Raw genomic sequence first — 24,793 nt, 5'->3', positions numbered from 1 at the left:
CGGTCAGGTTAGCCGGGCCAGCGGAACCAGCAGGACCGACACCACCACCGCGACCACGGCGACCGTGCCGAAACCCGTGGCAGCCCCGACCGTCCCGATCACCGCGACGCCCAGCGCCAGCCCGAACTCCATCCCCGTCTCCGACACCGCCGCCGCCGATCCCGCCTTCTCCGGCGGCGCCGCCCCGACGATCAGATCGGTGCTCAACGCCATCACCGGCCCCTGCCCGATATAGACCACGAAGATCCCGAGCACCGTCGCGAACGGCACGATCGCGAACCCGGCGGCCGCCACGACCAACGCCACCGCCACGGTCCGGCCGGCCCCGAAGGCACCGGCGAGACGCGGAGCGAGCACCGACGTCAGGACCATCGCGACAGACGCGGGCAGCAGGAGAAGCCCCGCCCGCAACGGCGAAAAGTGCTCCTGCAACTGCTGCGTGACCAGCAGGTAGACCCCAGCCGTGACCGCGGCGTCCGCGATCAGCACCACCACAGCACGCCCGAACCGTCCCCGGAACAGCGTCATCTCGATCAACGGCCGCGCGATCTTCCGCTGCCGCCGCACGAACCACACGCCGAGCCCCAGCCCCGCAACCGCCGGAACCACGTCGAAGTGCTTGATGCCGTAAACCGTCAGAACCGTCGCCCCGAGCACGAGCCCGACACTCGGCAGATCCACCCGCTCCTTCGGCCCATGCTGCTCCGGCAGCACAAACGGCCCAATGACCAGCAACAACACCATCACCGGCACCGCCGCCAGAAACGCCGACCCCCACCACCACGTCTCCAGCAACGCCCCGCCGACCACCGGCCCCAGCGCCACACCACCGGACATCGCCGCCGCCCAGACCCCGATCGCCGTGCTCCGCCGAGCCCGGAACATCGTGCTGATCAACGCCAGCGTCGACGGCATCAACGTCGATCCCGCAACACCGAGCAGTGCCCGTGCCGCGATCAACGCCTCCGGCGAAGGCGCATACGCCGCCAGCACCGACGCTCCCGCGAACGCCGCCGCACCGATGAGCAACAGTTTCCGCCGCCCGATCCGGTCGCCGAGCACCCCCATCGGGATGAGCAGCGCGGCGATCACGAACCCGTAGCTGTCGAGAATCCAGAGCAACTCCGTGTCGCTCGGCTGCAAACTCCTCGCGAGGTGCGGCGACGCGAGGTAGAGGATCGTGACGTCCATGGCGAGCACGGCCGTGGGCAGCGCGAGGACCGCCAGCCCCAGCCAGGACCGCACACCCTCCGTTGATCGAGTTGTCATGTGCCGACGCTAAAGTCTCACATGGGTGTGAGAGTCAAGGGGGAATTCGCATGCGGATCGGAGAGCTGTCCCGCCGCACCGGCGTGAGCCAGCGGCTACTGCGCTACTACGAGGAACAGGGCCTGCTCACGCCACAACGCCTGCCCAGCGGCTACCGCGTGTACGGCGACCCCGACGTCCTGCGCGTGGCCCACATCCGCAGCCTGCTCGCCGCCGGCCTCTCGACGGAAACGATCGCGGAAGTGCTGCCCTGCATGGGCGTGGACGGCGAACGCCTGATCGCCTCGATCTGCCCCGAACTGGTGGACGAACTCCTGGTCGAACGCGCCCGGATAGCCGAGTCGATCCGCGCGCTTCAAGAAGCTCAGTCCGCTTTGGACACCATCATCACCGCTAGACCGGCGGCGTCATCGACTGCTGCGCGAGTACCGGCAGGATCGCCGTGAGCTTGGCCTGGGGGATGAAGTTGTGCCGGTTGCGCACCACGAACGTGGACTTGCCGAGCCACCCGATCAACAGCTGCTCGTCCTTGCCCTCGATCAACATGCCCTTCTGCTTCCCGACGTCGACCTCGGTGACCTTCGCCCCGTCCTGCCGCTCAGCCTCAACACTCTCGTTGACCCGAGTACGAGCCGTCAGCTCGTCCGTGTAGGTCGAGAGCCCGATGACGATCTTCGCGTCCGGCAGGTTCCGCTTCTCCGGAATGCCGTAGTAACAGTCGATCTTGCCAGTGCGCCCGATCCCCGGCTCCTTGATGCCATGATGATCCGAGGCTCACCAGGAAGCTCCTGCCCCAGCGCGGCGTTCATCGCATCAGCGGACACGACGAGCTCGCAGTCGTCAGGCAACGGCCGATCAACCATCAACGGAACCCGCGACGGCGTGGTCGGCGGCGTGATCTTCGGGATTTGTGGTGGCGGCGCTTGGGTTTGCGGAACCGCGGACGAGCAGGCCGCGCAGACCGACAGCGCCGCCGCGCTCAGCACCACGAAGAACTTGTTCCCACGCATAGGTTTGCCAACCTACACAACGGACTTGACCCTCCACCACAGAGTGAACGGTGACGCGCCACCACGAAAGCAAGGCCGAGCAGTCCCTCCGCGATGGCGCAGCCGAGCCCGTCCACCCCCGCGAAGGCGCAGCCGAGCCCGTCCTTCACACACCCAGTGGGTGGGGTGGTCCCGTCACGAGTCGTGCCGATGCTGTTGCCGCGCCCAGGGAGGAGGGTCAAGTCGACACGCTTTTCGTCGACTTGACCCTCCTCCCTGGGTGTGGCTGCCTTCGAGTACGACTCGTGACGGGACCACCCCACGCCAACCGCAACCACCTACGCAGCAGCAAGCCGCCAACAGCAGCAGGCGTGCCATCAACCCGCCGACGGCGCTGGACAGGTCTTTGATCAGATTGGCGGGGTCTGGGGCGGAGCCCCAGAAAGCAACCGGCACACCAGCACGCAACCCAACCCACCTACGGACAACAAACCGGCACCCGCCAACGAAACAGGGGGACGACCCACGGACCGTGGGCGACCACCTCCGGCAAGAGCGCGCACACCGCACGCTAACGCAGGCGTCCCCCCGATCCGGGAACCCCTACAACTCAACCTACTCAGCACCCCCGACAAAAAACGACAAAGACCCCCGCACCCAAAAAGGATGCGAGGGCCTCCGTCAGTCAGCTACACGAAGCAGCGACAGCGACTCACATGCCGCCCGACAGCTTCTCGCGAAGCGCCGCGAGCTGCTCGTCCGAAGCCAGCGTGCCACCGGACTGAGCCGGCGCACCGACCGAAGCGGAAGGAGCGTCGCCACCGGAGGTGTAGTTGCCCGCACCCTCGGCCGTCGCCTCTTCCTCGGCCTCGGCGGCCTTGCGGATCTGCTTCATGTGGGCCTCGTAACGAGTGTGCGCCTCGGCGTACTGGCGCTCCCACTCCTCACGCTGCTTGTCGAAGCCGTCCTGCCACTCCTGGGTCTCCGGGTCGAAGCCCTCGGGGTAGATGTAGTTGCCCTGGTCGTCGTACTCGGCGGCCATGCCGTACTGGGTCGGGTCGAACTCGGTGTCGACCGTGAAGCCCTCGTTGGCCTGCTTGAGCGACAGCGAGATGCGGCGACGGTCGAGGTCGATGTCGATGACCTTGACCATGACGTCGTCGCCGACCTGGACGACCTGCTCCGGGATCTCGACGTGGCGCTCGGCCAGCTCGGAGATGTGGACCAGGCCCTCGATGCCCTCGTCCACGCGGACGAACGCACCGAACGGAACCAGCTTGGTGACCTTGCCCGGCACGATCTGGCCGATCGCGTGGGTGCGGGCGAACTGGCGCCACGGGTCTTCCTGGGTCGCCTTCAGCGACAGGGAGACGCGCTCGCGCTCCATGTCGACGTCGAGGACCTCGACGGTGACTTCCTGGCCGACCTCGACAACCTCGGACGGGTGGTCGATGTGCTTCCAGGACAGCTCCGAGACGTGGACGAGACCGTCGACGCCACCCAGGTCCACGAAGGCACCGAAGTTGACGATCGAGGACACGACGCCCTTGCGGACCTGGCCCTTCTGCAGCTGGTTGAGGAACTCGCTGCGGACCTCGGACTGGGTCTGCTCCAGCCACGCGCGGCGGGACAGAACCACGTTGTTGCGGTTCTTGTCCAGCTCGATGATCTTCGCCTCGAGCTCACGGCCGACGTACGGCTGGAGGTCGCGGACGCGACGCATCTCGACGAGCGAGGCGGGGAGGAAGCCGCGGAGGCCGATGTCGAGGATGAGACCACCCTTGACGACCTCGATGACCGTGCCCTTGACGGGCTCGTCCTTCTCCTTGAGCGCCTCGATGGTGCCCCAGGCCCGCTCGTACTGAGCGCGCTTCTTGGAGAGGATCAGGCGGCCTTCCTTGTCCTCCTTCTGGAGAACAAGCGCCTCGACCTCGTCACCGACCTTGACGACCTCGTTGGGGTCGACGTCGTGCTTGATCGACAGTTCACGCGAGGGGATGACGCCCTCGGTCTTGTAGCCGATGTCGAGCAGGACCTCGTCCCGATCGACCTTGACGATCGTGCCCTCAACGATGTCGCCATCGTTGAAGTACTTGATCGTCTTGTCGATAGCTGCGAGGAAGTCCTCCTCCGTCCCGATGTCGTTGATCGCGACCTGCTTGGGAGCAGCGGCAACGGGGGCGGTGGTGGTGTCGGTGGACATTAGGTAGGTGGCTCCGGTACGGATTGGCATTGATGGCTGGTAGTGGTGCGCGCGCAGCGTCGCAGCGACCTGGAATCCCGACCGTTCTGGATCATGGGCAGCACTAACCCACTACGCACGCGATATCGTACGCGGCCGCGAGACGCGCAAGCAAACCAGCCCCCATGTGAAGGAGCAGTGTGTCCAACCAGCACGCGAGCGCGGAACAAGCGCTCGGCACCGCCGGCATCGTCAAGCGCGGGGCGGACGCCGCCGAGTCACGCGTGGCGAACCGAATCTGGTGGGACGCGGACGCCGACGACTACCACGAGACGCACGGCGACTTCCTCGGTGCGGCGGACTTCGTCTGGTGCCCTGAGGGCCTGCGCGAGGAAGAGACCAGGTTCCTGGGTGACATCGCTGGTCAGAGCATCTTGGAGGTCGGATGCGGCAGTGCCCCGTGCGCACGCTGGCTCAAGGCCAACAAGGCGAACGTCACCGCACTCGACATCTCCGAGGGCATGCTCCGGCACGCGCGTGAAAGCAACGCCAGCACCGGCATCGACGTACCACTCGTCCAGGCGAGCGCCGACCAGTTGCCGTTCAGGCAGGACACCTTCGACGCCGCCTGCTCGGCGTTCGGCGCCGTGCCGTTCGTGGCCGACGTCCAGGAGATCTTCAGCGAGGTCGCCCGCGTGCTCAAGCCCGGCTCGCCCTGGGTCTTCGCGGTCAACCACCCGATGCGATGGATTTTCCCGGACGACCCCGGCCCGCTCGGCCTCACGGTCACGCAGTCGTACTTCGACCGCACTCCTTATGTAGAGGTCGACGGCGAGGGCCACGCCACCTACGTCGAACACCACCGCACGCTCGGCGACTACGTCCGGGCGCTCACGAACACCGGTTTCGTCGTCGAGGACCTGGTCGAGCCCGAGTGGCCGAAGGGGCACACCCGGATCTGGGGCCAGTGGAGCCCGCTGCGCGGCAAGCTCTTCCCCGGCACCGCGATCTTCCGCACCCGCTTGACGTCGTAATCTCATCGTTCATGACCTCGGCACGCGGACTGGTGGCGGCCCAGTCAGCACGTTTCGCGTCGCTGGACCCGTTGCTCCCGCCCGCCACCGAACCGCCGCCGGACGGCCACGTCATCACGGCGGCGCTCGCGGACGGGACGCGCGTCGCCGGGGTCATCAGCCACCAGACCTTCGAAGCGCACTCGATCACGAGACTGTGGTCGGCGGCGGAGGTGTGGGAGCTGCTGCCACTGGTCGGCACCACGCAGGGCATGGACGCGTTGCTCACGCGGTGGCGGAAGCACCTCGACACACAAGAGATAGGCGAAGACACGGCGTGCGTCGTGCACTGGCCGAGCCGTGACACGAAGGCCGCACGCGCGTTCCTCGACCACGGCCTGGTGCCGCTGTCCGTGCTCGGCATCAGGCTGCGGACCCCTCAGCCGCACGTTCCGCGGACGCTCACGATCCGCCGCGCCACCCCGCACGACCTGGAAACCGTGCTGGAGCTGTCACTGGCCGAGCTGGAGTACTCGTCGTTCGTCGGCTCCACGATCGTTCGACCCGAAGCACCGGCTCTCAAACGACGCGCGCTCGCCGAGCGTCTCACCAACGCGAGCCCCATCTGGCTCGCCGAACGCGACGGCATCGCGGTGGCGCTCGCCGAGTGCGCGATCGTGTCGTCCGAGCCGGGTACCAGCGCGGCGGCGAGACTGCCGCGCGGACGCTGGGGCTATGTGAACTGCGTCTCCGTGCTGCCGGGCGCCCGCGGCACCGGCATCGGTCAGCAGCTCGTCGCCCACGCCCACCAGGAACTTCACCGGATGGGCACGGTCGGCACGTACCTCTACTACAACCCGCCGAACCCGCTGAGCTCGGTGTTCTGGCCACGTCAGGGCTACCGGCCGCTGTGGACCGTGTGGGAAGTACGCCCCGCCTCCGCCCTTAGGTGACCTATGTCCGAGTTGCCACGCGGCCATGACTGCGTGAGAATTTGTACTGACCGGTCAGTTTAAACGGAAGGTAAAGCCGTGGAGATCCGCGCTCAACGCGCAGGCGTCAACGGGGCACATGGTCCTCTGCTCCTGCCGACTTCGCTCACCGCGAAGCCAGGAGAGCTGACGCTGGTCGCGGGCGAACCCGGCACCGGTCACACGGCGCTCGGCCTGCTGCTCTCCGGCCGGATGAAGCCCTCCACGGGCACGGTGTCGCCGGACGCCAAGACGCTGCGCAAGCAGGTCGTGCTCATCGACGCCCCCGAGGTGAACGAGCCGGAGGAGGCGCTGTCGCTGGCCGCCGTCGTCGGCGAGGAGCTCGCGATGAACGGCATGCCGTCCGGCAAGAAGGCCGTGCACGACTGGTTGGTGGAGCACGCCGCCGACGAACACGCCGCCAAGCGCTTCGAGCACGTGCCGGCGCAGACGCGGTGCGCGGTGATGCTCGAACTGGCCTCCGCGCGCCCCGGCGTCACGGCGCTCGTCCTCGACTGCCCTGACCGCTACCACCCCAACCCGCGCGAGTGGTTCGCCTTGGCGCACAACTACGTGACCCCCGAACGGTCCGTGGTCGCCCTGTGCTCGAACTCCTCCGCTCACATTCTCCTTTCGGCCAACATCCTCGACATCCCGCACGCACGCCTTGGTGAGGACAACGACACCAAGATGGAGATCACCGCATGAGTGCCCTTCGCATGGCCTTCAACGAGCTTCGCCGGGTCACCTCCGGCAAGCTGCCCAAGCTCGCCGTTCTGGCACTGGCGCTCGTGCCGCTGCTTTACGCGTCGCTCTACCTGTACGCCAACAAGGATCCGTACGCGAACCTCAACCAGGTTCCCGCCGCGTTGGTCGTGAAGGACAAGGGTGCCAAGGACCTCAACGCCGGCAAGGAGGTCGCGGACGAGCTGCTGAACGGCAAGAAGTTCAACTGGCAGGTCGAGGAAAGCGCCGCCGATGCCGACGAGGGCGTGCGCAAGGGCAAGTACATCTTCGCCCTGACGCTGCCGGAGGACTTCTCCGAGGCGCTCACGTCGCCGGAATCCCAGAAGCCGCGCCAAGGCGTGCTGACCCTCACGACCAACGACGCCAACAACTATCTGGGCAGCACGATCGCGAACCAGGTCGTCTCCGAGGTGCGCCGCGCCGTCACGGCGAAGGTCTCCACCGAGGCCGCCGACAAGCTGCTGCTCGGCTTCTCGACGATCCGCCAGGAGACCACCAAGGCGGCCGACGGCGCCACGCAGCTCGCTTCCGGCAACGCCGAGCTGCGCGACAAGCTGAAGGAACTCGACAAGGGCGTCCAGCAGCTCTCCACCGGCGCGGTGACGGCCGCGAACGGCGCCGCGCAGCTCCGTGACGGCACGCACCAGATGCGTTCTCAGGCCTCGGTGCTGCCCGACAGCACCCGTCAGCTCGCGAACGGCGCACGCCAGGTCGCGGACGGCAACGAGACCGCCGCGCGCCAGGCCGAGGAGTACGCGAAGAAGGCCCAGGCGCTGGTCGGCGTGCTCGACCAGGCGAACGGCGACATCGCGAACCGCTTGCGTGCCCTCGGTTTCAGCGAGGACCAGGTGCAGAACGTGATGAACACGCTCGGCCAGGTCCGCAAGCCCGTCGACGACGCCAACGGCAAGGTCCAGGGCGCGTCGGGCGATCTGCGCAAGCTCGCGAACGGCGCGGACCAGGTGGCCGACGGCGCCGAGACGCTCGCCTCGAAGATGCCGGGCCTGTACGACGGCATCGTGAAGGTCGACGACGGCCTCACCACACTCGCGGACGGCAACGCGAAGATCCGCGACGGCCTGCGGACGGCCGCGACGGGCACTCCGCAGTTCGTTGACGGCTCTTCGAAGCTCGCGAACGGTTCGGCGGAACTGCGCGACGGCCTGACCGGCGGCGTGAACAAGATCCCGAACGCGGACGACCCGACGCGCGCCGCGATCGCGCAGGCGATCGGTGACCCGGTGGCGGTGCGCGGGCTGTCCCAGACGAAGGCCGCCACGTACGGCGCCGGCCTGGCCCCGTTCTTCCTGGGCCTGGCGACGTGGATCGGCGCGTTCGTGCTGTTCCTGCTGCTGCGCCCGTTGTCACGCCGTGCGCTGGCCGCCGGTCAGTCCGCGCTGCGAGTCGCGGTGGGCGGATGGTTGCCGGGTGCGTTGCTGGGCATCGTGCAGGTGCTGGTGATGTTCTCGGTGGTGCGGTTCGTGGTGGACAATCGAGCCGTCGAACCCCCTCGGCACGTTCGCGTTCCTCGTGCTGATGTCGCTGACGTTCGTGGCGATCCTGCACGCGCTCAACGCCGCGTTCGGCGCTGTCGGCAAGTTCCTGGGTTTGATTTTGCTGATCCTGCAGCTGGTCAGCGCGGGCGGCACGTTCCCGTGGCAGACGATCCCGGTGCCGCTGTATCCGCTGCACTACGGCCTGCCGATGGGCTACGCGGTCGACGGCCTGCGCCATCTGATGTACGGCGGCGACCTGGGCAGCGTGGGACAGGACGCTTTGATCCTTCTCGCCTGGCTGGTCGGAGCCCTAGCCTTGTCGTCCGTGGCGGCCTACAAGCAGCGGGTGTGGACAGCGTCGAAGCTGAAGCCGGAGCTCGTGCTGTGAGCGCGCGGACCACGGCGACCAAGCAGAAGCTCTTCGACGCGGCGTTGAAGCTGGTCGGCGAACGGGGCGCGGCCTCGGTGACGGTCGACGAGATCGCCGCGGAGGCGGGCGTCGCCAAGGGCACGATCTACTACAACTTCGCCTCGAAGGACGCACTGGTCGAGGCCCTGCTGCGGCACGGGGTGGAGATCCTCGCGGTCCGGCTGCGGTCCGCGGACAGCTCGGAGGACTCGCTGGAGGCACTGGTCGACGAGATGCTCGGCTTCTGGGCCGAGTACCCGGCGTTCGGCCAGCTGCTGGTCTCCGAGCTGTGGCGCACACCGGGCCAGTGGCACGGCACTCTCTCGTTGCTGCGCGACGACATCGTGTCGATCGTGCGAGGTCACATGAAGCGCCTGTCCGACGCGGGCCGCCTCCCCGACGGGGTCGAGGTCGGCACCGCGTCGGCGGCGTTGTTCGGCACCCTGCTCGTGATCGCGCTGGACTGGCAGGTGTTCCAGCCGGAACGGTCGCGGGCGGAGGTGCGCGAGTCGGTCATGCTGCTGGTGCGGGGCATGCGGTCGGCTCGCTAGGCCAGTCGTCCCCACGCGACGAACACGCACAGGGCCAGCAACACCAGGTTCGTCGCCACGGCACGCGGCTCCTTCAGCCGCGTGTGGCTGGCTGCCGCGCCCACCATCACCACGCCCAGCCCGATGGCAGCCGCCGGCGTGAGCACTGGTGCGACGCCGGTGAGCCCCGGCAGCAGGAGCCCGGCGACGGCCACCAGTTCCAGCGCGGCGACCGTCCTGATCACCGGGAGCGGGAAGAACACCACCCCGGTCTGCCCGGTCGCGAGCATGCGGTCCTTGGACTGGCTCGACTTCAGCGTGCCCGACACCAGGAACACGGCGGCCAGCACGCCCTGACAGATCCACAATGCGAGGTTCATGTCATGAAGACGTCGCTACGCCTCCCGGCGTGACAGACGGCCCGTACGGAGCGGGTCCGCCAACCGCCCGATCGAGCGACCCGTTTGGCCGCGCGGGGCCACATGGCCGCCGGTACGAACGAAGACATGCCGAAACCGCTCAGCATCCTCGTCGCTCTGCTCGCGTGCACCGTGCTCACGGCGCCCCAGGCCATCGCCGCCGCTCCCGTGACCGCCACCGCCAGCTTCCAGGAAGCCCTGTTCTCCCCCGTCGACGGCACCCTCGACTTCGAGGAGACGGCCGACGGCATCAAGGTCACCGGCAAGTTCAAGAAGGGCTTCGCCTCCGAGAAGCCCGCCGACTACCAGGTGCAGGTCCTCGACGGCACGACGGTGGTCGTGGACTTCAGCGAGGACTTCCGTGAGGTCGCCGAACTGGAGCCGCCTGCGGTCGCGGACTTCGAGTTCACGACGAAGACGAAGACGAAGATCGCCGACATCCGCAACGAGGACGCGGTGGTCCGCCAGCTCGTGGACGTCGCGGCCGGCATCAAGGTGCAGGCGGAAATCGGCCGGGCGAAGATCCAGAAGGGCTGAGACCCGGACGAACGCTCAGCGGGCGTCCTCGTAGTGCAGCGAGGGCGCCCGTCCTTCCAACGCCCGTTCCACCGCCTCCAGCACCGCACGGCTCGTGCGCTGCGAGGCATCGTGTGCGAAGTGACCGAGCAACACCTGCTGCGTCGGGTTCGGCAGCACCGGGTCCGGCACCGGTGTGCACGTGTGCACCTCCACCACCGGCGCGCCTTCTGCCAGAAGGCGCTGAACGGCGTTCAACACACCCGCTCGATAGCTGTCGTGCACCCACGCCACCAGCAGGTTCACCGCACGGCCCTGCAGCTCGTCCTCGACCTCGGACGCGAGCTCGTGAGGCTTGGTCCAGTCGGCCCTGATCCACGTCGGCCGGTGCCCCTGGCTGATCGACGCCCGCGCCGCCCGTCCCGGCCCGTCGTCCGCCATCAGCGGCCGGGTCCGCGACGGCAGCACCACCTGCCATCCGCGTGCCACCAGTTGTTGCGCACATCCGGCCAACATCCCGGTCCCGCCGAGCACCAGCGCCGTTCTCACCGAGCACGCTCCTGTCCGACCGAGGCCAGCGGCCCCGCCAGCCACCGCTCCACCTGCCCCTGCCCACGCAACCGCACGACCACGACCTCGTCGACCAGGGCGAGCACCCTGGTCCGGTTGCGCCGGTAGGTCTTCCAGCCCCACCGCAGAATGTGCTCGGGATCCGTGAACGCCGACCACAGCGACGGTTCCTGGTTACCGTTCCACAACTCCACCCTGCGCGCGCGACGTCTGACCGTGCGGCTGACCAGCCGTCCCATCACCATCGCGAACGGATGATCGAGCCACACCAACGTGTCCGCCCGCGCCAGCAGCGAGCGCCGCACCTCGTTGTACTGGAACTCGGTGACCCAGGTCTCGTCCTGGGCGAACGCCGCGACCTCGTCGCGGAACTCGGGCCGCGGAGTCCACTGTGGACCCCAGTAGAGGCTGTCCAGCTCGACCCGCCGCAGGTCATGCAGCTCGGCGATGCGCGTGCAGAGCGTCGACTTGCCGGATCCCGCGTTGCCGGCGACGAGGACGCGCCGGGGCGCGTGCGGCAGCGGATCGGCTGGTCCGAGCAACGGCATCGGGCCAGGTTAACGAAAACCCGATGATCACAAAACGAACGCAGGGCCCCCGGAACACCGGGGGCCCTGCGCTGTGAACGGACGTCAGAGAGCGGTGACGTTCGTCGCCTGCGGGCCCTTCTGGCCCTGCGTGACGTCGAACGAGACCTTCTGGTTCTCCTCGAGGCTGCGGTAGCCGCCACCGTTGAGGGCCGAGTAGTGGACGAACACGTCAGCGCCGCCGTCCTCGGGGGCGATGAAGCCGAAGCCCTTTTCGGCGTTGAACCACTTGACGGTGCCGTTTGCCATGTACTGCTCCTTCAATGCTGAAGAGCAACCGCACTTTACGGATGCCCCGTGGTTGGTCGTGAGCCGACATCCCAACCGCGAAGAAGGAGAAGCGCTCGCAACTGAAGTTCGGCGAGCGTGCAAAATAGACACGAACACAAAACCGCAACCAATTAGACAGTGTAGCGCATGTTCGCCGTCTAGTGGCGCTTGCGCTGCGGGACCGCGAACCGCTGCTGCATCGTCGAGATCCTGAAGATCAAAAATCCGGCGAACCCGGCCGCTACCAGCGCAAACACCGTGGACAGCGTCGAGAACACCACGTACACCGGCGTGTCGAGCATCAGCGACTCGAGGACGTCGGACAGCACCATCGCGAGGAACGTGTACTGCCACGGCTTGATCAACGGGCTGGCCACGCGCTGGTCGAACGGCACGTCGCGCTGCGCGGGGTCGCTGGCCTTCCACACCTGCGGCATCGTCCGCACGCCGCGCAGCGCGATCGCCTCGGCGTTGTGCGTGGCGGCGCGGAACCACAGGATGCACGCCACGGCGGCCGGCACGACCAGCACGATGGCCAGGAAGCTCCACGACGACGACCCGCCCTGCCAGTCGTTGATCGTGCCCCAGACGGACTCGGCGGCGACCAGGGCGATCAGGCCCGTGCTCACGTACCCGGTCAGCCGGACGTCCTTCAAGTCGATGTAGGTGTCCAACGCACAAACCCCCGAACACAGCGGACTCGGCGGGGAGACTACCGCCCGAAACCGCAGCCCAGCTCGGCGAACGTCGCGATCTTCTCCGCGGCGCGCACGACGACCTCGTCGACGCCGTCGAGCACCATCCGGTCGCCGACGCGGCGGGCGGGCAGCAGCGGCACGTCCGCCTGTCCGCACTGCTCGACGACCGACGTGAACGCCCGCGCGGCCGCCAGCGGTGCCACGAGGGGCTCGCCGGTCTGCCGGTGCCGGATGAGGTTCTCGAGGAGGTCAACGGGCGGCGACACGGCCATGCGGTGGTCGTTGACCGTCAGCCGGTCGTCGTCGTACCACCAGACGGCCTGCCCCAGCGATCCGTGCACCAGAACGACCGGTGGCAACGATGTCGCGGCACACAGCGTCGTCGCGACCACGACCGGCGGTGCGCCATCAGCCGTCACCCTGACGCAGGCGGTGTCGTCCGCACTGATCGTGTCGCGGCACCGGAACAGCTCCAGCTCGACGGCGATGTCCGCACGTTCCTCGACGTCGGCGAGCAACAGCGCGTTCTGAAGCGCGTGCGCGAACGGGTTCACCAGCGTCCCGTCCTCGCCCAGCCGTCCGGCCCAGGTCGTGCGCGAGTAGTAGTCGTCCGTGCGCACCCAACGCCCGGCGGCACCGATGCCCGAGATGTCGCCCAACGCGCCGGAGCCGATCAACGAGCAGAGCCGCCGGTACGAGCCCGTCCCCTGCGACTGGAACCCGACCTGGCACACCAGCCCGCGCTCCAAAGCCGTGGTGGAGATCTCGTCGAAGTCGGCCGCCGACAGCAGCGCCGGCTTCTCGACGAGCACGTCGCACCCGAGCGCGAAGGCCGACAGCACGATGTCCCGGTGCGTCGACGGCGGCGAGGAGACCACCACGATCTCGGGATGGAGCTCGGCGGCCAGCGACGGCAGGTCGGGGTACGACGGCACCGGCACGTCGACGTCCGCCACGTCGACGACACCGACGAAGGTCGCGACCCCGTCGTGGCCGAGCCGGAGCAGGTTCTCGACGTGCCGTGCCCCGTGCCCACGCGCTCCGACCAGCGCAACACGCATCGTCCTCACCCTTCTCGGGTGGACTCCGCCGCCAGCGCGAGGGGTCCGGCGATCACCAGCGCCAGCGGAGGCAGGGCCCACACCAGCACACCGGCGACCACCAACGCGGCCATCAGCATCGGCCGAGGTGCTTCGAATTTCAATGCGCCGCGCCAACCAAGACCGGCTTGCGCCAGCAACCAGGCACCGGCAGCGGCCGAAGCGGTCAGAACAGCCACCCGAACGGGCGCAGGCGCCGGCAACACGGTCAGCACCACCACGACGTCCACCACCAGCACCGCCCACAGCACCGCGAACACCACCCCCGGCACCCACTGAACGCGCAGCAACGACCAGAACCGCCCGGCGGGAAGACCGCCTCTCAGGACGGCGCACCCCGCCCCGAACGCCGAGAACGCGGTCACCAGCGGCAGCGAGGCCACGAACACGAACAGCCCCACGAGCAGGGTGTCGGCGAGGACCTCCAACCGTTCGCGAGTCATCCCTTCAGCCCCGTCGTGGCCACCCCGGCGACCAGGAACCGCTGGAACGCCAGGAAGAACAACCCGATCGGCACCAGCGACAGCACCGACATCGCGAACATCGGCCCGTACGAGGACGACGAGGTCTGGTCGATGAACAGCCGCAGCCCCATCGGGATCGTGTAGTTCTCCGTCGAGGACAGGTAGATCAGCTGGGAGAAGAAGTCGTTCCAGGTCCAGATGAACGTGAAGATCGCCGTCGTCACCATCGCCGGCCTCGACAGCGGCAGCACCACGTACCGGTAGTTCCTGATCGGCCCGCAGCCGTCGATCTTCGCGGCCTCGTCCAGCTCGTACGGGATGCCGCGCATGAACTGCACCATCAGGAACACGAAGAACGCGTCGGTGGCCAGCAGCTTGGGCAGGATCAGCGGCACGAACGTGTCGATCATCTCCAGCCGCTGGAACACCACGTACTGCGGGATGAGCGTGACGTGGGCGGGCAGCATGATCGTGACCAGCGCGAACGCGAACAGCGGGCCGCTGAGCCGGAACCGCAGCCGCGCGAACGCGTAGGCCGCCAGTGAGCACGACACGACGTTGCCGATCACCGCCCCCGAGGCGACGATCGTGGAGTTGGCCAGGAACGTCCAGAACGACTCGCCGCCCACGCCTTCCAACGCGCCCGCGTAGCCGTCGGTGGTCACGCGTCCCGGGAACAGCGACCGCAGGTTCGCGACGAGGTCCTCGACCGGTGTCAGCGACGCCGAGATCAACCACACGATCGGGTACAGCACCAGGGCCAGCGCGGCCAGGCACAACGTGAAGATCGCTGCCCGTTTCATCGCTCGTCTCCGTAGAACACCCAGTACCGCGAGGTACGGAACAGCACCGCGGTGATCAACGCGATCGCCACCAGCAGCACCCACGCCATGGCCGACGCATAGCCCATGCGGAACTCCGTGAACCCGCGCTCGTACAGGTAGAGCGTGTAGAACAACGTCGAGTCGGCCGGTCCACCGCGGCCGCCGCTCACCACGAACGCCTGCGTGAACGCCTGGAACGCGTGGATCGTCTCCAGCACCAGGTTGAAGAACAGCACCGGCGACAGCATCGGCAGCGTGATCGACCACAGCCGCCGCCACCACCCCGCGCCGTCCACCGCGGCCGCGTCGAACAGGTCGCGCGGGATCTGCTGCAGCCCGGCCAGGAAGATCACCATCGGCGCACCGAACTGCCACGCGGACAGCAGCACGATGGTGACCAGCGCGTGGTCCGGCGTGTCGACCCAGGTGTCGAAGATCGCCCGCCACGCCAGCGCCAGCCCGACCGACGCGCCCAGCAGCGAGGGCGCGTAGAAGGCCGAGCGGAAGAACGCCTGTCCCTTGCCGCGCAACGAGTTCAGCAGCAACGCGACGGCCAGCGCGAGTACGAGCTTCAACGGCACCGACCACGCGACGTACCGCAGGGTGACGCCGACCGAGTGCAGGTAGCGCGGGTCGTCGCCGAAGAGCTTGGCGTAGTTGTCGACGCCGACCCACCGCGGTTCGTTGAACAGGTCGTAGTCGGTGAACGACAGGTACAGCGACACGACCATCGGTGCGACGGTGAGGCCGATCGCACCGAGCAGCCACGGACCCAGGAACAGGTAGGCAACGCCCTGCGAGCGCCGTTGAGCAAGCGCCACTACTTCAACGCTTCTTCCGCATCACGCCAGAACTCGTCCAACGCCTGATCGATCGTCTTCTTCCCGAAAACGACCTCCTCGTGCTTTCGCTGCATCAGCTTGTAGATCGTGCCGTCGCCCTTCGGCGGTGCGGCCGGGGCGTCGCCGAGCTTCGCGTCGACCGACTTCTGGTACTCGAAGATCACCTTGTTGGCACCGCTGAGGTTCTGCGCCACGGCCTCGCGGATCTTCAGGTTCGCCGGCAGGCCGCGGTTCGCGCCGAGGATCTTGCCCGCTTCCTGGTCGTTGAGCAGGAAGTCGATCAGCTTGACCGCAGCGTCCTTGTTCTTGGTGCGGGCGGACGCACTGATCAGCTGCGACGGCTTGCGGTAGGAACCCAGGGCTTCTTTGCTGTCACTGGGGTACGGGCCGAGCTTGAGCTCGTCAGGGCGCACCGTGTTGTAGCCGCCGTAGAGGCTGTCGTAGCTGTGTTCGGACGCCGAGAGCTTCTTGCCCATCGGGGTCTGCTCTGCGCCGGCGTTCAGCGTGGTCACCAGCTCGGCGGGCGTCGTGGCCTGGGCGTCGCGGAAGTCCTTGGACAGCTGCCAGAACGCCTTCAGGTCGTCCTTGGTGTAACCGAGCTTGCCGTCTTGGTAGAGAGCCTTGCCGCGCTGCCGCAGCCAGGTCTCGAAGACGTCCTCGGTGCCGCCGAAGTCCGTGGAACCCGCGATCTTGCCGCCGGTGCTCGCCTGGATCTTGCCGGCGATCTGTTTGTAGTCGGCCCAGGTCCAGCCGATCGTCGGTTCAGGCACTCCGGCGGCAGTGAACAGCTTCGGGTCGTAGACGATCGTGGTGGCGTTCTGCGCCAACGGCATCGCGACCTGCTTGCCGTTCAGCTTGCCGCTGCCGATGAAGCCCTGGTTCCAGTCCGCGGTCCGGATCTCTTTGCCCACGTACGGGGTGAGATCCAGCAGCACGTTGCGACCCGCGTACTCGTTGAGGTAGCGGTAGTCCATCTGGATCACGTCCGGCGCGTTGCCGCCGGCGATCTCGGTGGAGAGCTTCTCGAAATAGTTCTGGAAGTTCTGGAACGACGTCGAGACCTTGATGTCCGGGTTGCGGCTCTCGAACAGCTTCACCGCCTCGTTGGTGACCTTGGCGCGGTCGTCGTTGCCCCACCAGATGAAGCGGATCTCGGCCTGGCCGCCGCCGCTTTTCGAACCGCATCCGGCCGCCGCCAGCACAGTGCACAGCATCAAGCCCACAGCCTTGTGTGCTCCCACAGATCTCCCTTTCAGCGAAGGTCGATGACGTCTGCCACGCGGACCGGTTCCCCGGTCTCGAAGCTGCGGTTGGCGGCGAAACCAGTCAGCAGCGAGAGCGCGCCGTCGTAGTGCGTTGCCTTGCGTCCCAACGGGTCTTCCTGCCCGGCCGGTCCGTACAGCGCGTCGACCATCCGTTTGTCGGCGCCACCGTGACCGTCACGGTCGTACTCCAGCGGGATCTCCTCCCGTTCCTCGAACAGCCGTTGCACGGAGAGCTTCGCCCACCCCTCCTCCGGGTTGGCGTTGACGCCGTGCACAGTCGGGTTCTGGCTCGACACCCAGGAGTTCTCGACCACCTCGAGCTCAAGGCGTCCCTTGCTGCCGTTGACCATCAGCCGATAGCCCTCCCACGGCGAGTAGGCCGTGAGGTGGTAGGTCAGGTTCGCGCCACTGGCGTAGCGGACGAGCACCGACATGTCGTCCTCAATGGACACACCTGGCTCGAACGGGTTCTGGTCGCGCCGGTAGCCGTCTTCGTGCTGTGCGTCGAGGTAGAGCTTCTTGAGCCAGTCGTTCTGCTCCAGCTTGATCGCGAACCGGTCGTCGTGGGAGTAGCCGTGCCGCTCGCCGTTTTCCTCGCCGTAGAAGAACAACCGGCCGTGTGCGTACACGGTCTCCGGCACCGAGCCGACCCACCAGTTGAGCAGGTCGAAGTGGTGGGTCGCCTTGTGCACCATGAGGCCGCCGGAGTTGGCCTTGTCGCGGTGCCAGCGGCGGAAGTAGTCGGCCCCGTGCCTGGTGTCGAGCAGCCACTCGAAGTGCACGGACCCGATCTCGCCGACGGCGCCGTCCGCGAGCAGTTCGCGGACCTTCTCGTGGACCGGGTTGTAGCGGTAGTTGAACGTGACGGTGACGTTGCCGTCGTTGCGGTGCACCGCGTCCAGGATCTTGCCCGCCGACGGGACGTCCGTCGTCATCGGCTTCTCCGTCACGACGTCGCGACCGGCGTCCAGCGCCTCCACGACGTACATGTCGTGATACCGGTCGACCGTGGTCACCACGACCACGTCGACCTGCTGCTCGTCGAGCATCCTGAGGAAGTCTTGGGCGTCGTAGGTGGGAACCGGCTCGACCCCCAGATCGGCGAGCCGGTCGTTGTGGACGTTCATCCGGGTGTGGTTCACGTCGGCGAACGCGACGAGCTGACAGGTGTCCGCGTGCTCGACCGCGATGGCGTGGATGTGCCGCTCCGCCCGTGATCCCGTGCCGACCACGGCGTAGCGCCTGCGGACCATCGCAAACCTCCCCGGTAAACGGTGTCCACACGCTAGCCGCACCGGCCCTGACCTCGTCAAGAGTTCGCGAAAACGTTTTCGGCTGTTTCATAGACGTGAACTGGATGATGGGCCCATGCCGACCCCTGTTGTCCTCGACTGCGACCCCGGCCACGACGACGCGATCGCGATCTTGCTGGCCGCCGGTGCACCCGAGATCGACCTGCGCGCGATCACCACTGTCGCCGCCAACCAGACGCTCGACAAGGTCACTTTGAACGCTCAACGGGTCTGCTCGGCCGCCGGAATTTCGGTGCCGATCGCCCGTGGTTGCGCACGACCGTTGGTGCGGCCGTTGTACGTGGCGGAGGACATCCACGGTGAGTCCGGAATGGACGGTCCGGCGTTCGGCTCGCTCTCCGTTGACGTGGTTGAGGATCATGCGATCGACGTGATGCACGCCCAGATGCCGGCGACGTTGGTCGCGACCGGGGCGTTGACGAACGTGGCTTTGTACTTGCGGCGCTACGGAACGTCCGCGGTGCGCGAGATCGTGTTGATGGGCGGGTCGACCGAGCGCGGCAACACCACGCCGTACGCGGAGTTCAACATCTACGTCGACCCGGAGGCCGCCGCGATCGTTTTCGGAAGCGGTGTGCCGGTCACGATGATCGGGCTCAACGTGACGCACCAGGCGCTGGTCACACCTTCCGTTGTGGCGCGGTTGAACGCGTTGGGCTCGCTCGGGCGCATGTGCGGGGAGCTGATGACGTTCTTCGCCGCGACCTATCGCGAGGTGTTCGGCTTCGAGGCGCCGCCGTTGCACGACCCGGTGGCGGTGGCTCGGGTGATCGATCCTTCACTGGTGACGTGCGTCGAGGCGTTCGTGGGGATCGAGACCTCGGGGACGTTCACGCGTGGCGCGACGGTGGTGGATCTGCACGGCCGGTTGGGGCACCCGCCGAACGCGCGGGTGGCCATCGGGTTGGACGTGGACCGGTTCTTCGATCGGGTCGTCGACGCTGTGGGGCGCCTCACGTAACAGCTTTGACGCTGTGGCGATGGAACGCGAAAGGGGCCGATCCTGGGGGGACCATGACCAATCCCGTTTTCGATCCGCAGCAGCCTGCGGACGCCGCGGTGCAGCCGGAGATCCCGCCTGCCGGGCAGGAGATTCCGTCGGCTGGTCCGGAGATTCCGCTGGCAGGGCCGGAGTTCGAGGTGTACACGCCTCCGGCGTTCATGCCACCGCAGCCGCCCGTCATGCCGGCTCCGGTTCCGCCGAAGCCGAAGAAGACCGGTGTGGTCGTACTCGCGATCTTCACCGTGCTGCTGTTCGGCACGGCGGGTGCCTTCGGCACGCTCTTCTTCGTGGAGAAGAAGCACTCCGCCGACCTGTCCACGCAGATCGAGTCCCAGGATCGGGAGATCGCCGACCTGACCAAGAAGGCCAAGGACAGCAAGGACGAGGCCGTCAAGGCCGCGGACGTGCAGAAGAAGGCCGAAGAGGCGCAGAAGCGGGCAGAGGCGGAGGCGGCGACGTCGCTGCAATGCCGTGACGCGGCTCGTGCGCTGAGGGCGGCGGCCATCGCGAACGACCAGACCAAGGGCGAAGCGGCGGCGAGGGACGTCTTCACCCACTGCTGATACCCGAACAAAAAGCCGGGGCCCGCGGCCCCGGCTTTTGCTTTGTCAGATCAGGCGATCCCGCGGTCGCTCAGCAGCGCCCACTGGCTCCAGCCCGCCTTCTCCTTGTGGAAGCGGCGGATCAGCTTGCCGTCGTCCGTGCGGGCGAAGACCTCGACCGTCTTGGTCTGCGCGTGGTACATCGCGGTCGGCGCCTCGGCGACCTTGGTGGTGCCGAGCTTGGCCCACGGGGTCCAGCCGCTGTCGGTCGCGCGGGAGTGCTCGGCGTAGCCGCCCTCACCAAGCTGCACGACGTCGATCGAGCCGGTCGTCGTGTTGAACACCGCCGACGGCGCGCCGGTGCCCTTGCCGCCCAGCGACTTCCAGACACCCGCCGCGTACTGCTCGACGCTGCCGGACGCGGTGCGGACGAAAACCTGGTCGACGGCGACGCTCGGGTCGCTGACGATCTTCGTGTCGCCCTGGTCCTTCCAGGCGGTGCCGTCCCACTTGACCAGCTTGTCGTCGGCGGAACGCGCGTAGACGTCCTTGTCGGCGACGGCCGGGTTGCCCTGGATCTTGCGGTCGCCCAGCGGCGCCCACTTGTCCGTGAAGCGCAGCAGGAGGCCGTCCGCGCCACGAGCGAGGACCTCGACGGCCTTGGACTTCTCGTTCCACTGCAGCGTCGGGTCGCCCGCGACGGCCGTGTCGCCCAGCGCGACCCACTTGCCGTCGACACGGCGGTAGACCTTGTCGTCCGTGCCGCGCGCGAACACCTCGACGATCTTCGTCTCCGGGTTCATCAGCGCGACCGGGTCACCGGCGAAGAGCTCGGACCCGAGCTGCTGCCAGCCGTTCCAGCGGCTCGTCTTGTGGAAGTTCGTGATGATCGTCCCGTCGGCGGCGCGCGCGTAGATCTCGAGCTGCTGCTGGCCGGTGTTCGAGATCTGCGGGCCGGCGTTGACGATCGGCTTGTCCGTCACCGGGGTCTCGCTGCCGGCGCTGCTGCCACCGGACTCGACGAGGTTGTTGTAACGCAGCGGCACGTACCTGCGCGCGGTGGCGGCGCTCCAGACCCGCTGGACCGGCCGGCTGCCGTCCGGGCCCGCCTGCTCGCGCACGATCGGCCGCGTCTTGGCGGCGTCCGCCCAGCCGATGAACAGCGCGACGTGGTTCAGGCGGTCGTTGAGCGCGTCGCCGGGACGGAGGTCCTCCCAGTCGATGCGGTGCGCGACCTGCTCGAGGATGTGGGTCGTGTAGGAGATGCGCAGGCCCCAGGCCATCGACACGAAGCCGGAGCAGTCCGTCCGGTAGGCGCCGTACTTGTTGCCGAAGCAGTCGCTCTGGCTGTACGGCACGCGGGCGCTGATCCACGTGCGCGAGCGCGCCAGGACCTCGCTGCGGGTGATCTTGGAGTTCGCCGCGTACGTCCCGCAGCTCACCCCGCCCTCGGCAGCGGCAGCGGCGACCGCGACGTCCGGCATCGCCAGCGTCGAACCGAACGTGATGGCCGCCGCGGCGACCGTCAACATCCCCCACGATCTCATGCCGTGCACCGTAGCAAGGCGATGTGAAGTTTTGGTCCAGTCGAAGGTCCCATGTTCCTACACATCGCGCTGCCGACTCTTCGCATTACCTGCGGCGACTTCGCCTTTCGATGCCGTCCAGCCGGTCAACCGTGAAAGGCCAGCCGAATCCTCGGGCGGCGAACTCCGCCCGTGCGGCCGCCACCAGCTCGTCCACGCGGGCGACGTCGCCCTGCTCCGCGAGCAACCGCGCCGCCACCGGTTGCACGGCGAGCCAGGTGAGGTCCTGCTCGTCGCTCACCGCCGCGGCCATGGCGAGTTCGGCGGACGCCTCGGCGTGGTCGCCACGGCGCAGGAGCGCGTAGGCGAGGTCCACGCGCAGCAGACCGGTGTCGGCGCCTGCCTCTGCGTCGTCCAGCACGGTGCGGAGGCGGTCGACGGCCTCGTCGAACCGGCCGGCGAGCAGGGCGGCCCTGGCCCTGATCATGCCCACGTGGGTGGCGCCGATGGCGTCACCGAGGCGTTCGGAGAGGGACTCGGCCTCGTCGGCACGGGACAGTGCCGCCTCGACGCGAGAGCCAGCATGCAGCTCAACCGCTCGTGCAACGGATGCTCGCTGACGAGCTCCTCCAGCTCGGCGCGCAGCTCGATGCCGGCGCCCGCCTCCTGCGAGCCGGCCAGCAACGCCACACGGAGATCAACGCGCAGAGCGTCGAGGCGCTCCCCCTCGGCGAAACCGAACGGCACCGCGCGCAAGTCGGCCAACGAGTCGCCACGCCACAACGCCAAGGCACTGGCGACCGCCTCACGGCTGCCATCGGACAGCGCCTGTTCGGCGGCGACCACATCGGACGGTTCGGCGTCCAGGACGTAACCCGCGCCGGTCCGCGACAGAGCGGAGGAAGCCTCACCGAGGTTCGCGCGCAGCCGCGATGCCAGCACCCGCAAACGTTCGCGCGGACGGGCCAGGTCGACGTCACCCCAGAGGTCGCGGGCGAGGCGCTCGTCGGAGACGGCGACGCCGCGCGCCAGCGAGAGGCGTGCGACCAGCGCGCGTTCTAGCGGCCGGTCCAGCGTGATCGTGACGTCGGAAAAGCGCACGTCAACGGGCCCGAGAAGGTGTACCGCGAGGGTCGGCACAAGGTCAGCATCCCACGGTGAGACGTCCGTGAAACGCCGGATCGCCACGCTCTGTTCCATAGACATCACGACGTTGTGCACGGCGGTCAGGGGAACCGTGCGGACGCCGGCCTCCGGGGCGAGCGCCGAGGTGCGTGTGGCCACGCCGCACGACATCTCGGCGACCATGAGGTTCGCGCGGCGGCAACGGCTCGGGTCACGACGAGCAGCCGACCGAAGCGGAACGAGATCGCTCTGGACCTGACCGCGTTGAAGGGGATCACGGTCAACGCCGGGGAGCGGACCGCCGAGGTGCAGGCGGGCGCGACCTGGGCGGAACTGGACGCGGCCACGCAGGCGCACGGCCTGGCCACGCCGGGATCGAGGCTGTCGCGCACCTCGGTGGTGAGCGCCGTGCTGGGGAGGGCGCAGGGCTGGCTGACGCCGTTGCACGGGACGTCTCGCCATGTGCCGCACGATCTGCGCTGCGAGACCGCCGAAGTCTCCGCGTTGACGGCCGAGCTGTTGCGCCACTTCGAGGACACGAGCACCGCGTTGAGGGTCCTGGTGCCGAAGCCGTCGGGCTGGACCGTGCACGAGGGAATCACGGTTCGAGCAGGCTGACGTAGCGGCGCGGCACGTACAGCTCCGCCCCCGTCTCGTACGGTAGGTGACGGCGCGCAGGCGGGTGCGGTGACCACCCGCCTGTTCGTACGCCCAGTACCGGCCAGGCTCCTCCGCCCACGCCGCGAAGATCACGACGTGCCGGGTGAGGTTGGTGCCGTCCGCGCGGATGATCACGTCACCCGCGCGCAGCTCCTCCGGCAGGATCAGGCTGCTGACCACCACCAGGCCGGGGGTGTCGAGCCCGCCGTGCCGGTCTTCCGGTTTGCCGGGCAGCCCCCACGCCATCGACACGAACCCGGAGCAGTCGGCGCGGTAGATGCCGTGCTCGTTCTGGTGGAACCTCGTCTGGCTGTACGGAACCGAGTCGCGCAGCCACGAACAGGCGCGCTCCACGATCTCGGAGCGGCCGATCAGGTGGCCGGCGGGACGTGCGATGGTCACGCGGCCATCGTCGGAGCACGACCTCTAAATCCCCTGCAAGCTGTCTATAAGGTCGGCGTCGGTGATCTCCGCGGTCACCCACGCCAGCGGGTAGCTCAGCTGGATCGTGTCGATCTCCCTGGTCAGACGCACGCCCGGCAGCACCTTGCGCACCAGCGCGAGCATGGCCTCGTTGTCCGGCAGCACGTCGCCGTGCAGTTCCGCGACACCCATCCTGGCCGCGACCGCGGTCAGCTCCTCCAGCAACCGGCGCCCCACGCCACGGCGTTGCCACAGGTCGACGACAGCGACCGCGATCTCCGCACAGCGCTCACCGGTCTTGATCAGCCGGGCGATGCCGACCGGGTCGCCACCGATGCGCGCACACACGGCCGCGTGACGTTCGCCGTCCACGTCGATCAGCACGCGGCGGGCGGACGCGGTCAGGCGTGGCGTCGGCGAGTGGAACCGCAGGTAGCGGCTTCGCGCGGACAGTCCTTCGAACACCGCGTCGACAGCTTCCGGCGCGGTGTCGCGGTTGAGCTCGGTGACGCGCATGAGGATCGACTCCCTGAGTTCGGAATCCGAACTGTAGCTGAGTTCGAAAAACGAACGCAAGGAGTATTCTTGGCTCATGCCGTACGCGAGTTTCGCCAGCATGCCCTGTGCCCTGGGCCGTCCCGCGGCGCTGCTGGGCGAGCGCTGGACGCTGTTGCTGCTCCGCCAGATCTTCCTGGGAACCCGCCGCTTCGAGGACTTCCAGGCGACGATGGAGATTTCCCGCAGCGTGCTGACAGACCGCCTCAACGTGCTGCTGCAGGAAGGCGTGCTCAAGCGCGTGCCCTATCAGGAAGACGGCCGCACACGGCACGAGTACCGGCTCACGGAGAAGGGCAGGGATCTCTACCCGGTGCTGATGGCGCTGCGCACGTGGGGTGAGAAGTGGATGGCTCCGGAGGAAGAAGAGTCGTTCCACCTGCACCACCGCGACTGCGGCGGCGGCGTGCGGGCGAGGGTCGAATGCACCGACTGCGGCGCCGAACTGACCGCGCGCGACGTGCAGGTGACGGCCAGGCAGTGAA

Annotated in this window: 29 protein-coding genes and 1 pseudogene; 12 read left to right on the top strand and 18 right to left on the bottom strand. The window is 67.9% G+C overall.

Annotated elements, in window-relative coordinates; all coding sequences use genetic code 11:
• Positions 1-3: 3 nt before the first annotated feature.
• On the bottom strand, positions 4-1,269 hold the full coding sequence (locus FXN61_RS15380; protein ID WP_167974463.1) for an MFS transporter: 1,266 nt from the start codon (positions 1,267-1,269) through the stop codon (positions 4-6).
• 50 nt (positions 1,270-1,319) lie between these two features.
• On the opposite strand from FXN61_RS15380, the gene FXN61_RS15375 reads away from it, so the two are divergent.
• The gene (locus FXN61_RS15375; RefSeq protein WP_167974461.1) at positions 1,320-1,715 is read left to right on the top strand and encodes a MerR family transcriptional regulator; all 396 of its coding nucleotides are present in this window, start codon (positions 1,320-1,322) and stop codon (positions 1,713-1,715) included.
• On the opposite strand, the gene FXN61_RS15370 is transcribed toward FXN61_RS15375, so the two are convergent.
• Positions 1,663-1,815 (bottom strand): hypothetical protein, encoded by a 153-nt coding sequence (locus FXN61_RS15370; RefSeq protein ID WP_167974459.1) that lies wholly within the window; start codon positions 1,813-1,815, stop codon positions 1,663-1,665. The genes FXN61_RS15375 and FXN61_RS15370 overlap by 53 nt on opposite strands.
• Positions 1,816-2,970: 1,155 nt before the next feature.
• Positions 2,971-4,461 (bottom strand): 30S ribosomal protein S1, encoded by a 1,491-nt coding sequence (rpsA, locus tag FXN61_RS15365; protein ID WP_167974456.1) that lies wholly within the window; start codon positions 4,459-4,461, stop codon positions 2,971-2,973.
• Positions 4,462-4,640: 179 nt separating this feature from the next.
• Between rpsA and FXN61_RS15360 the strand changes: the two genes are divergently transcribed.
• From FXN61_RS15360 to FXN61_RS52155, 5 genes and pseudogenes are all read left to right on the top strand, one after another.
• On the top strand, positions 4,641-5,474 hold the full coding sequence (locus FXN61_RS15360; RefSeq protein ID WP_167974454.1) for a class I SAM-dependent methyltransferase: 834 nt from the start codon (positions 4,641-4,643) through the stop codon (positions 5,472-5,474).
• Between the two features lie 11 nt (positions 5,475-5,485).
• Complete coding sequence (locus tag FXN61_RS15355; RefSeq protein ID WP_167974452.1) at positions 5,486-6,406, top strand: GNAT family N-acetyltransferase; 921 nt, start codon at positions 5,486-5,488, stop codon at positions 6,404-6,406.
• Between the two features lie 78 nt (positions 6,407-6,484).
• A complete protein-coding gene (locus tag FXN61_RS15350) occupies positions 6,485-7,132 on the top strand; it encodes an ATP-binding cassette domain-containing protein (protein ID WP_167974450.1) in 648 nt (215 codons plus the stop codon).
• Positions 7,129-9,055: pseudogene (locus FXN61_RS15345) on the top strand (YhgE/Pip family protein). Before FXN61_RS15350 ends, FXN61_RS15345 begins: the two are co-directional and overlap by 4 nt.
• Positions 9,052-9,627, top strand: coding sequence for a TetR/AcrR family transcriptional regulator (locus FXN61_RS52155; RefSeq protein ID WP_167974448.1), 576 nt, complete (start codon positions 9,052-9,054; stop codon positions 9,625-9,627). The pseudogene FXN61_RS15345 and the gene FXN61_RS52155 overlap by 4 nt, the downstream one beginning before the upstream one ends.
• Here FXN61_RS52155 and FXN61_RS15335 read toward each other — a convergent pair.
• Positions 9,624-9,986, bottom strand: coding sequence for a DoxX family protein (locus FXN61_RS15335; RefSeq protein ID WP_167974446.1), 363 nt, complete (start codon positions 9,984-9,986; stop codon positions 9,624-9,626). The genes FXN61_RS52155 and FXN61_RS15335 overlap by 4 nt on opposite strands.
• A gap of 126 nt (positions 9,987-10,112) precedes the next feature.
• Between FXN61_RS15335 and FXN61_RS15330 the strand changes: the two genes are divergently transcribed.
• On the top strand, positions 10,113-10,562 hold the full coding sequence (locus FXN61_RS15330; protein ID WP_167974444.1) for a hypothetical protein: 450 nt from the start codon (positions 10,113-10,115) through the stop codon (positions 10,560-10,562).
• Between the two features lie 15 nt (positions 10,563-10,577).
• Here the strand turns inward: FXN61_RS15330 and FXN61_RS15325 are convergent, their stop codons facing one another.
• The 10 genes from FXN61_RS15325 to FXN61_RS15280 all read right to left on the bottom strand — a co-directional run bounded on the left by FXN61_RS15325 (position 10,578) and on the right by FXN61_RS15280 (position 18,414).
• Positions 10,578-11,090, bottom strand: a complete 513-nt coding sequence (locus FXN61_RS15325; RefSeq protein WP_312877756.1) for a Rossmann-fold NAD(P)-binding domain-containing protein — start codon at positions 11,088-11,090, stop codon at positions 10,578-10,580.
• A complete protein-coding gene (locus FXN61_RS15320) occupies positions 11,087-11,659 on the bottom strand; it encodes a P-loop NTPase family protein (protein ID WP_167974442.1) in 573 nt (190 codons plus the stop codon). The genes FXN61_RS15325 and FXN61_RS15320 overlap by 4 nt, the downstream gene beginning before the upstream one ends.
• 84 nt (positions 11,660-11,743) lie before the next feature.
• Positions 11,744-11,947, bottom strand: a complete 204-nt coding sequence (locus FXN61_RS15315) for a cold-shock protein (RefSeq protein ID WP_086665400.1) — start codon at positions 11,945-11,947, stop codon at positions 11,744-11,746.
• Between the two features lie 179 nt (positions 11,948-12,126).
• On the bottom strand, positions 12,127-12,642 hold the full coding sequence (locus FXN61_RS15310) for a hypothetical protein (RefSeq protein ID WP_167974440.1): 516 nt from the start codon (positions 12,640-12,642) through the stop codon (positions 12,127-12,129).
• Between the two features lie 38 nt (positions 12,643-12,680).
• Complete coding sequence (locus FXN61_RS15305; protein ID WP_167974438.1) at positions 12,681-13,727, bottom strand: Gfo/Idh/MocA family protein; 1,047 nt, start codon at positions 13,725-13,727, stop codon at positions 12,681-12,683.
• A gap of 5 nt (positions 13,728-13,732) precedes the next feature.
• Positions 13,733-14,209: a hypothetical protein gene (locus FXN61_RS15300; RefSeq protein WP_167974436.1), complete on the bottom strand. Its 477-nt coding sequence runs from the start codon at positions 14,207-14,209 to the stop codon at positions 13,733-13,735.
• Complete coding sequence (locus tag FXN61_RS15295; protein ID WP_167974433.1) at positions 14,206-15,033, bottom strand: carbohydrate ABC transporter permease; 828 nt, start codon at positions 15,031-15,033, stop codon at positions 14,206-14,208. Before FXN61_RS15295 ends, FXN61_RS15300 begins: the two co-directional genes overlap by 4 nt.
• Positions 15,030-15,875 carry a carbohydrate ABC transporter permease gene (locus FXN61_RS15290; RefSeq protein WP_312877755.1) on the bottom strand — a complete coding sequence of 282 codons (846 nt, stop codon included), beginning with the start codon at positions 15,873-15,875 and terminating at the stop codon, positions 15,030-15,032. The genes FXN61_RS15295 and FXN61_RS15290 overlap by 4 nt, the downstream gene beginning before the upstream one ends.
• A complete protein-coding gene (locus FXN61_RS15285) occupies positions 15,875-17,137 on the bottom strand; it encodes an ABC transporter substrate-binding protein (RefSeq protein ID WP_167974431.1) in 1,263 nt (420 codons plus the stop codon). The genes FXN61_RS15290 and FXN61_RS15285 overlap by 1 nt, the downstream gene beginning before the upstream one ends.
• An 11-nt stretch (positions 17,138-17,148) precedes the next feature.
• Complete coding sequence (locus FXN61_RS15280; RefSeq protein WP_167974429.1) at positions 17,149-18,414, bottom strand: Gfo/Idh/MocA family oxidoreductase; 1,266 nt, start codon at positions 18,412-18,414, stop codon at positions 17,149-17,151.
• A gap of 115 nt (positions 18,415-18,529) precedes the next feature.
• Between FXN61_RS15280 and FXN61_RS15275 the strand changes: the two genes are divergently transcribed.
• Both FXN61_RS15275 and FXN61_RS15270 read left to right on the top strand, forming a co-directional pair.
• Positions 18,530-19,435, top strand: coding sequence for a nucleoside hydrolase (locus FXN61_RS15275; protein ID WP_167974427.1), 906 nt, complete (start codon positions 18,530-18,532; stop codon positions 19,433-19,435).
• Positions 19,436-19,488: 53 nt separating this feature from the next.
• Positions 19,489-20,040 carry a hypothetical protein gene (locus FXN61_RS15270; protein ID WP_167974425.1) on the top strand — a complete coding sequence of 184 codons (552 nt, stop codon included), beginning with the start codon at positions 19,489-19,491 and terminating at the stop codon, positions 20,038-20,040.
• 50 nt (positions 20,041-20,090) lie between these two features.
• On the opposite strand, the gene FXN61_RS15265 is transcribed toward FXN61_RS15270, so the two are convergent.
• The 3 genes from FXN61_RS15265 to FXN61_RS56340 form a co-directional block, all read right to left on the bottom strand.
• Positions 20,091-21,566, bottom strand: a complete 1,476-nt coding sequence (locus tag FXN61_RS15265; protein ID WP_167974423.1) for a DUF8189 domain-containing protein — start codon at positions 21,564-21,566, stop codon at positions 20,091-20,093.
• Positions 21,567-21,651: 85 nt separating this feature from the next.
• Positions 21,652-22,032 (bottom strand): hypothetical protein, encoded by a 381-nt coding sequence (locus tag FXN61_RS15260; RefSeq protein ID WP_167974421.1) that lies wholly within the window; start codon positions 22,030-22,032, stop codon positions 21,652-21,654.
• On the bottom strand, positions 22,029-22,745 hold the full coding sequence (locus FXN61_RS56340) for an AfsR/SARP family transcriptional regulator (protein WP_167974419.1): 717 nt from the start codon (positions 22,743-22,745) through the stop codon (positions 22,029-22,031). Before FXN61_RS56340 ends, FXN61_RS15260 begins: the two co-directional genes overlap by 4 nt.
• Before the next feature lie 15 nt (positions 22,746-22,760).
• On the opposite strand from FXN61_RS56340, the gene FXN61_RS56335 reads away from it, so the two are divergent.
• Both FXN61_RS56335 and FXN61_RS56330 read left to right on the top strand, forming a co-directional pair.
• Positions 22,761-23,288, top strand: a complete 528-nt coding sequence (locus FXN61_RS56335) for an FAD-binding protein (protein ID WP_167974417.1) — start codon at positions 22,761-22,763, stop codon at positions 23,286-23,288.
• 145 nt (positions 23,289-23,433) lie between these two features.
• A complete protein-coding gene (locus FXN61_RS56330) occupies positions 23,434-23,607 on the top strand; it encodes a hypothetical protein (RefSeq protein ID WP_167974414.1) in 174 nt (57 codons plus the stop codon).
• Positions 23,608-23,756: 149 nt separating this feature from the next.
• Here the strand turns inward: FXN61_RS56330 and FXN61_RS15240 are convergent, their stop codons facing one another.
• Positions 23,757-24,269, bottom strand: coding sequence for a GNAT family N-acetyltransferase (locus FXN61_RS15240; RefSeq protein WP_167974412.1), 513 nt, complete (start codon positions 24,267-24,269; stop codon positions 23,757-23,759).
• A gap of 76 nt (positions 24,270-24,345) precedes the next feature.
• On the opposite strand from FXN61_RS15240, the gene FXN61_RS15235 reads away from it, so the two are divergent.
• Positions 24,346-24,792 carry a winged helix-turn-helix transcriptional regulator gene (locus FXN61_RS15235; RefSeq protein WP_167974410.1) on the top strand — a complete coding sequence of 149 codons (447 nt, stop codon included), beginning with the start codon at positions 24,346-24,348 and terminating at the stop codon, positions 24,790-24,792.
• Position 24,793: the final 1 nt, after the last annotated feature.

The sequence above is a fragment of the Lentzea indica genome (assembly GCF_012184385.1).
Classification (GTDB): domain Bacteria; phylum Actinomycetota; class Actinomycetes; order Mycobacteriales; family Pseudonocardiaceae; genus Lentzea; species Lentzea indica.
This window is presented reverse-complemented; position numbering and strand designations above follow the sequence as displayed.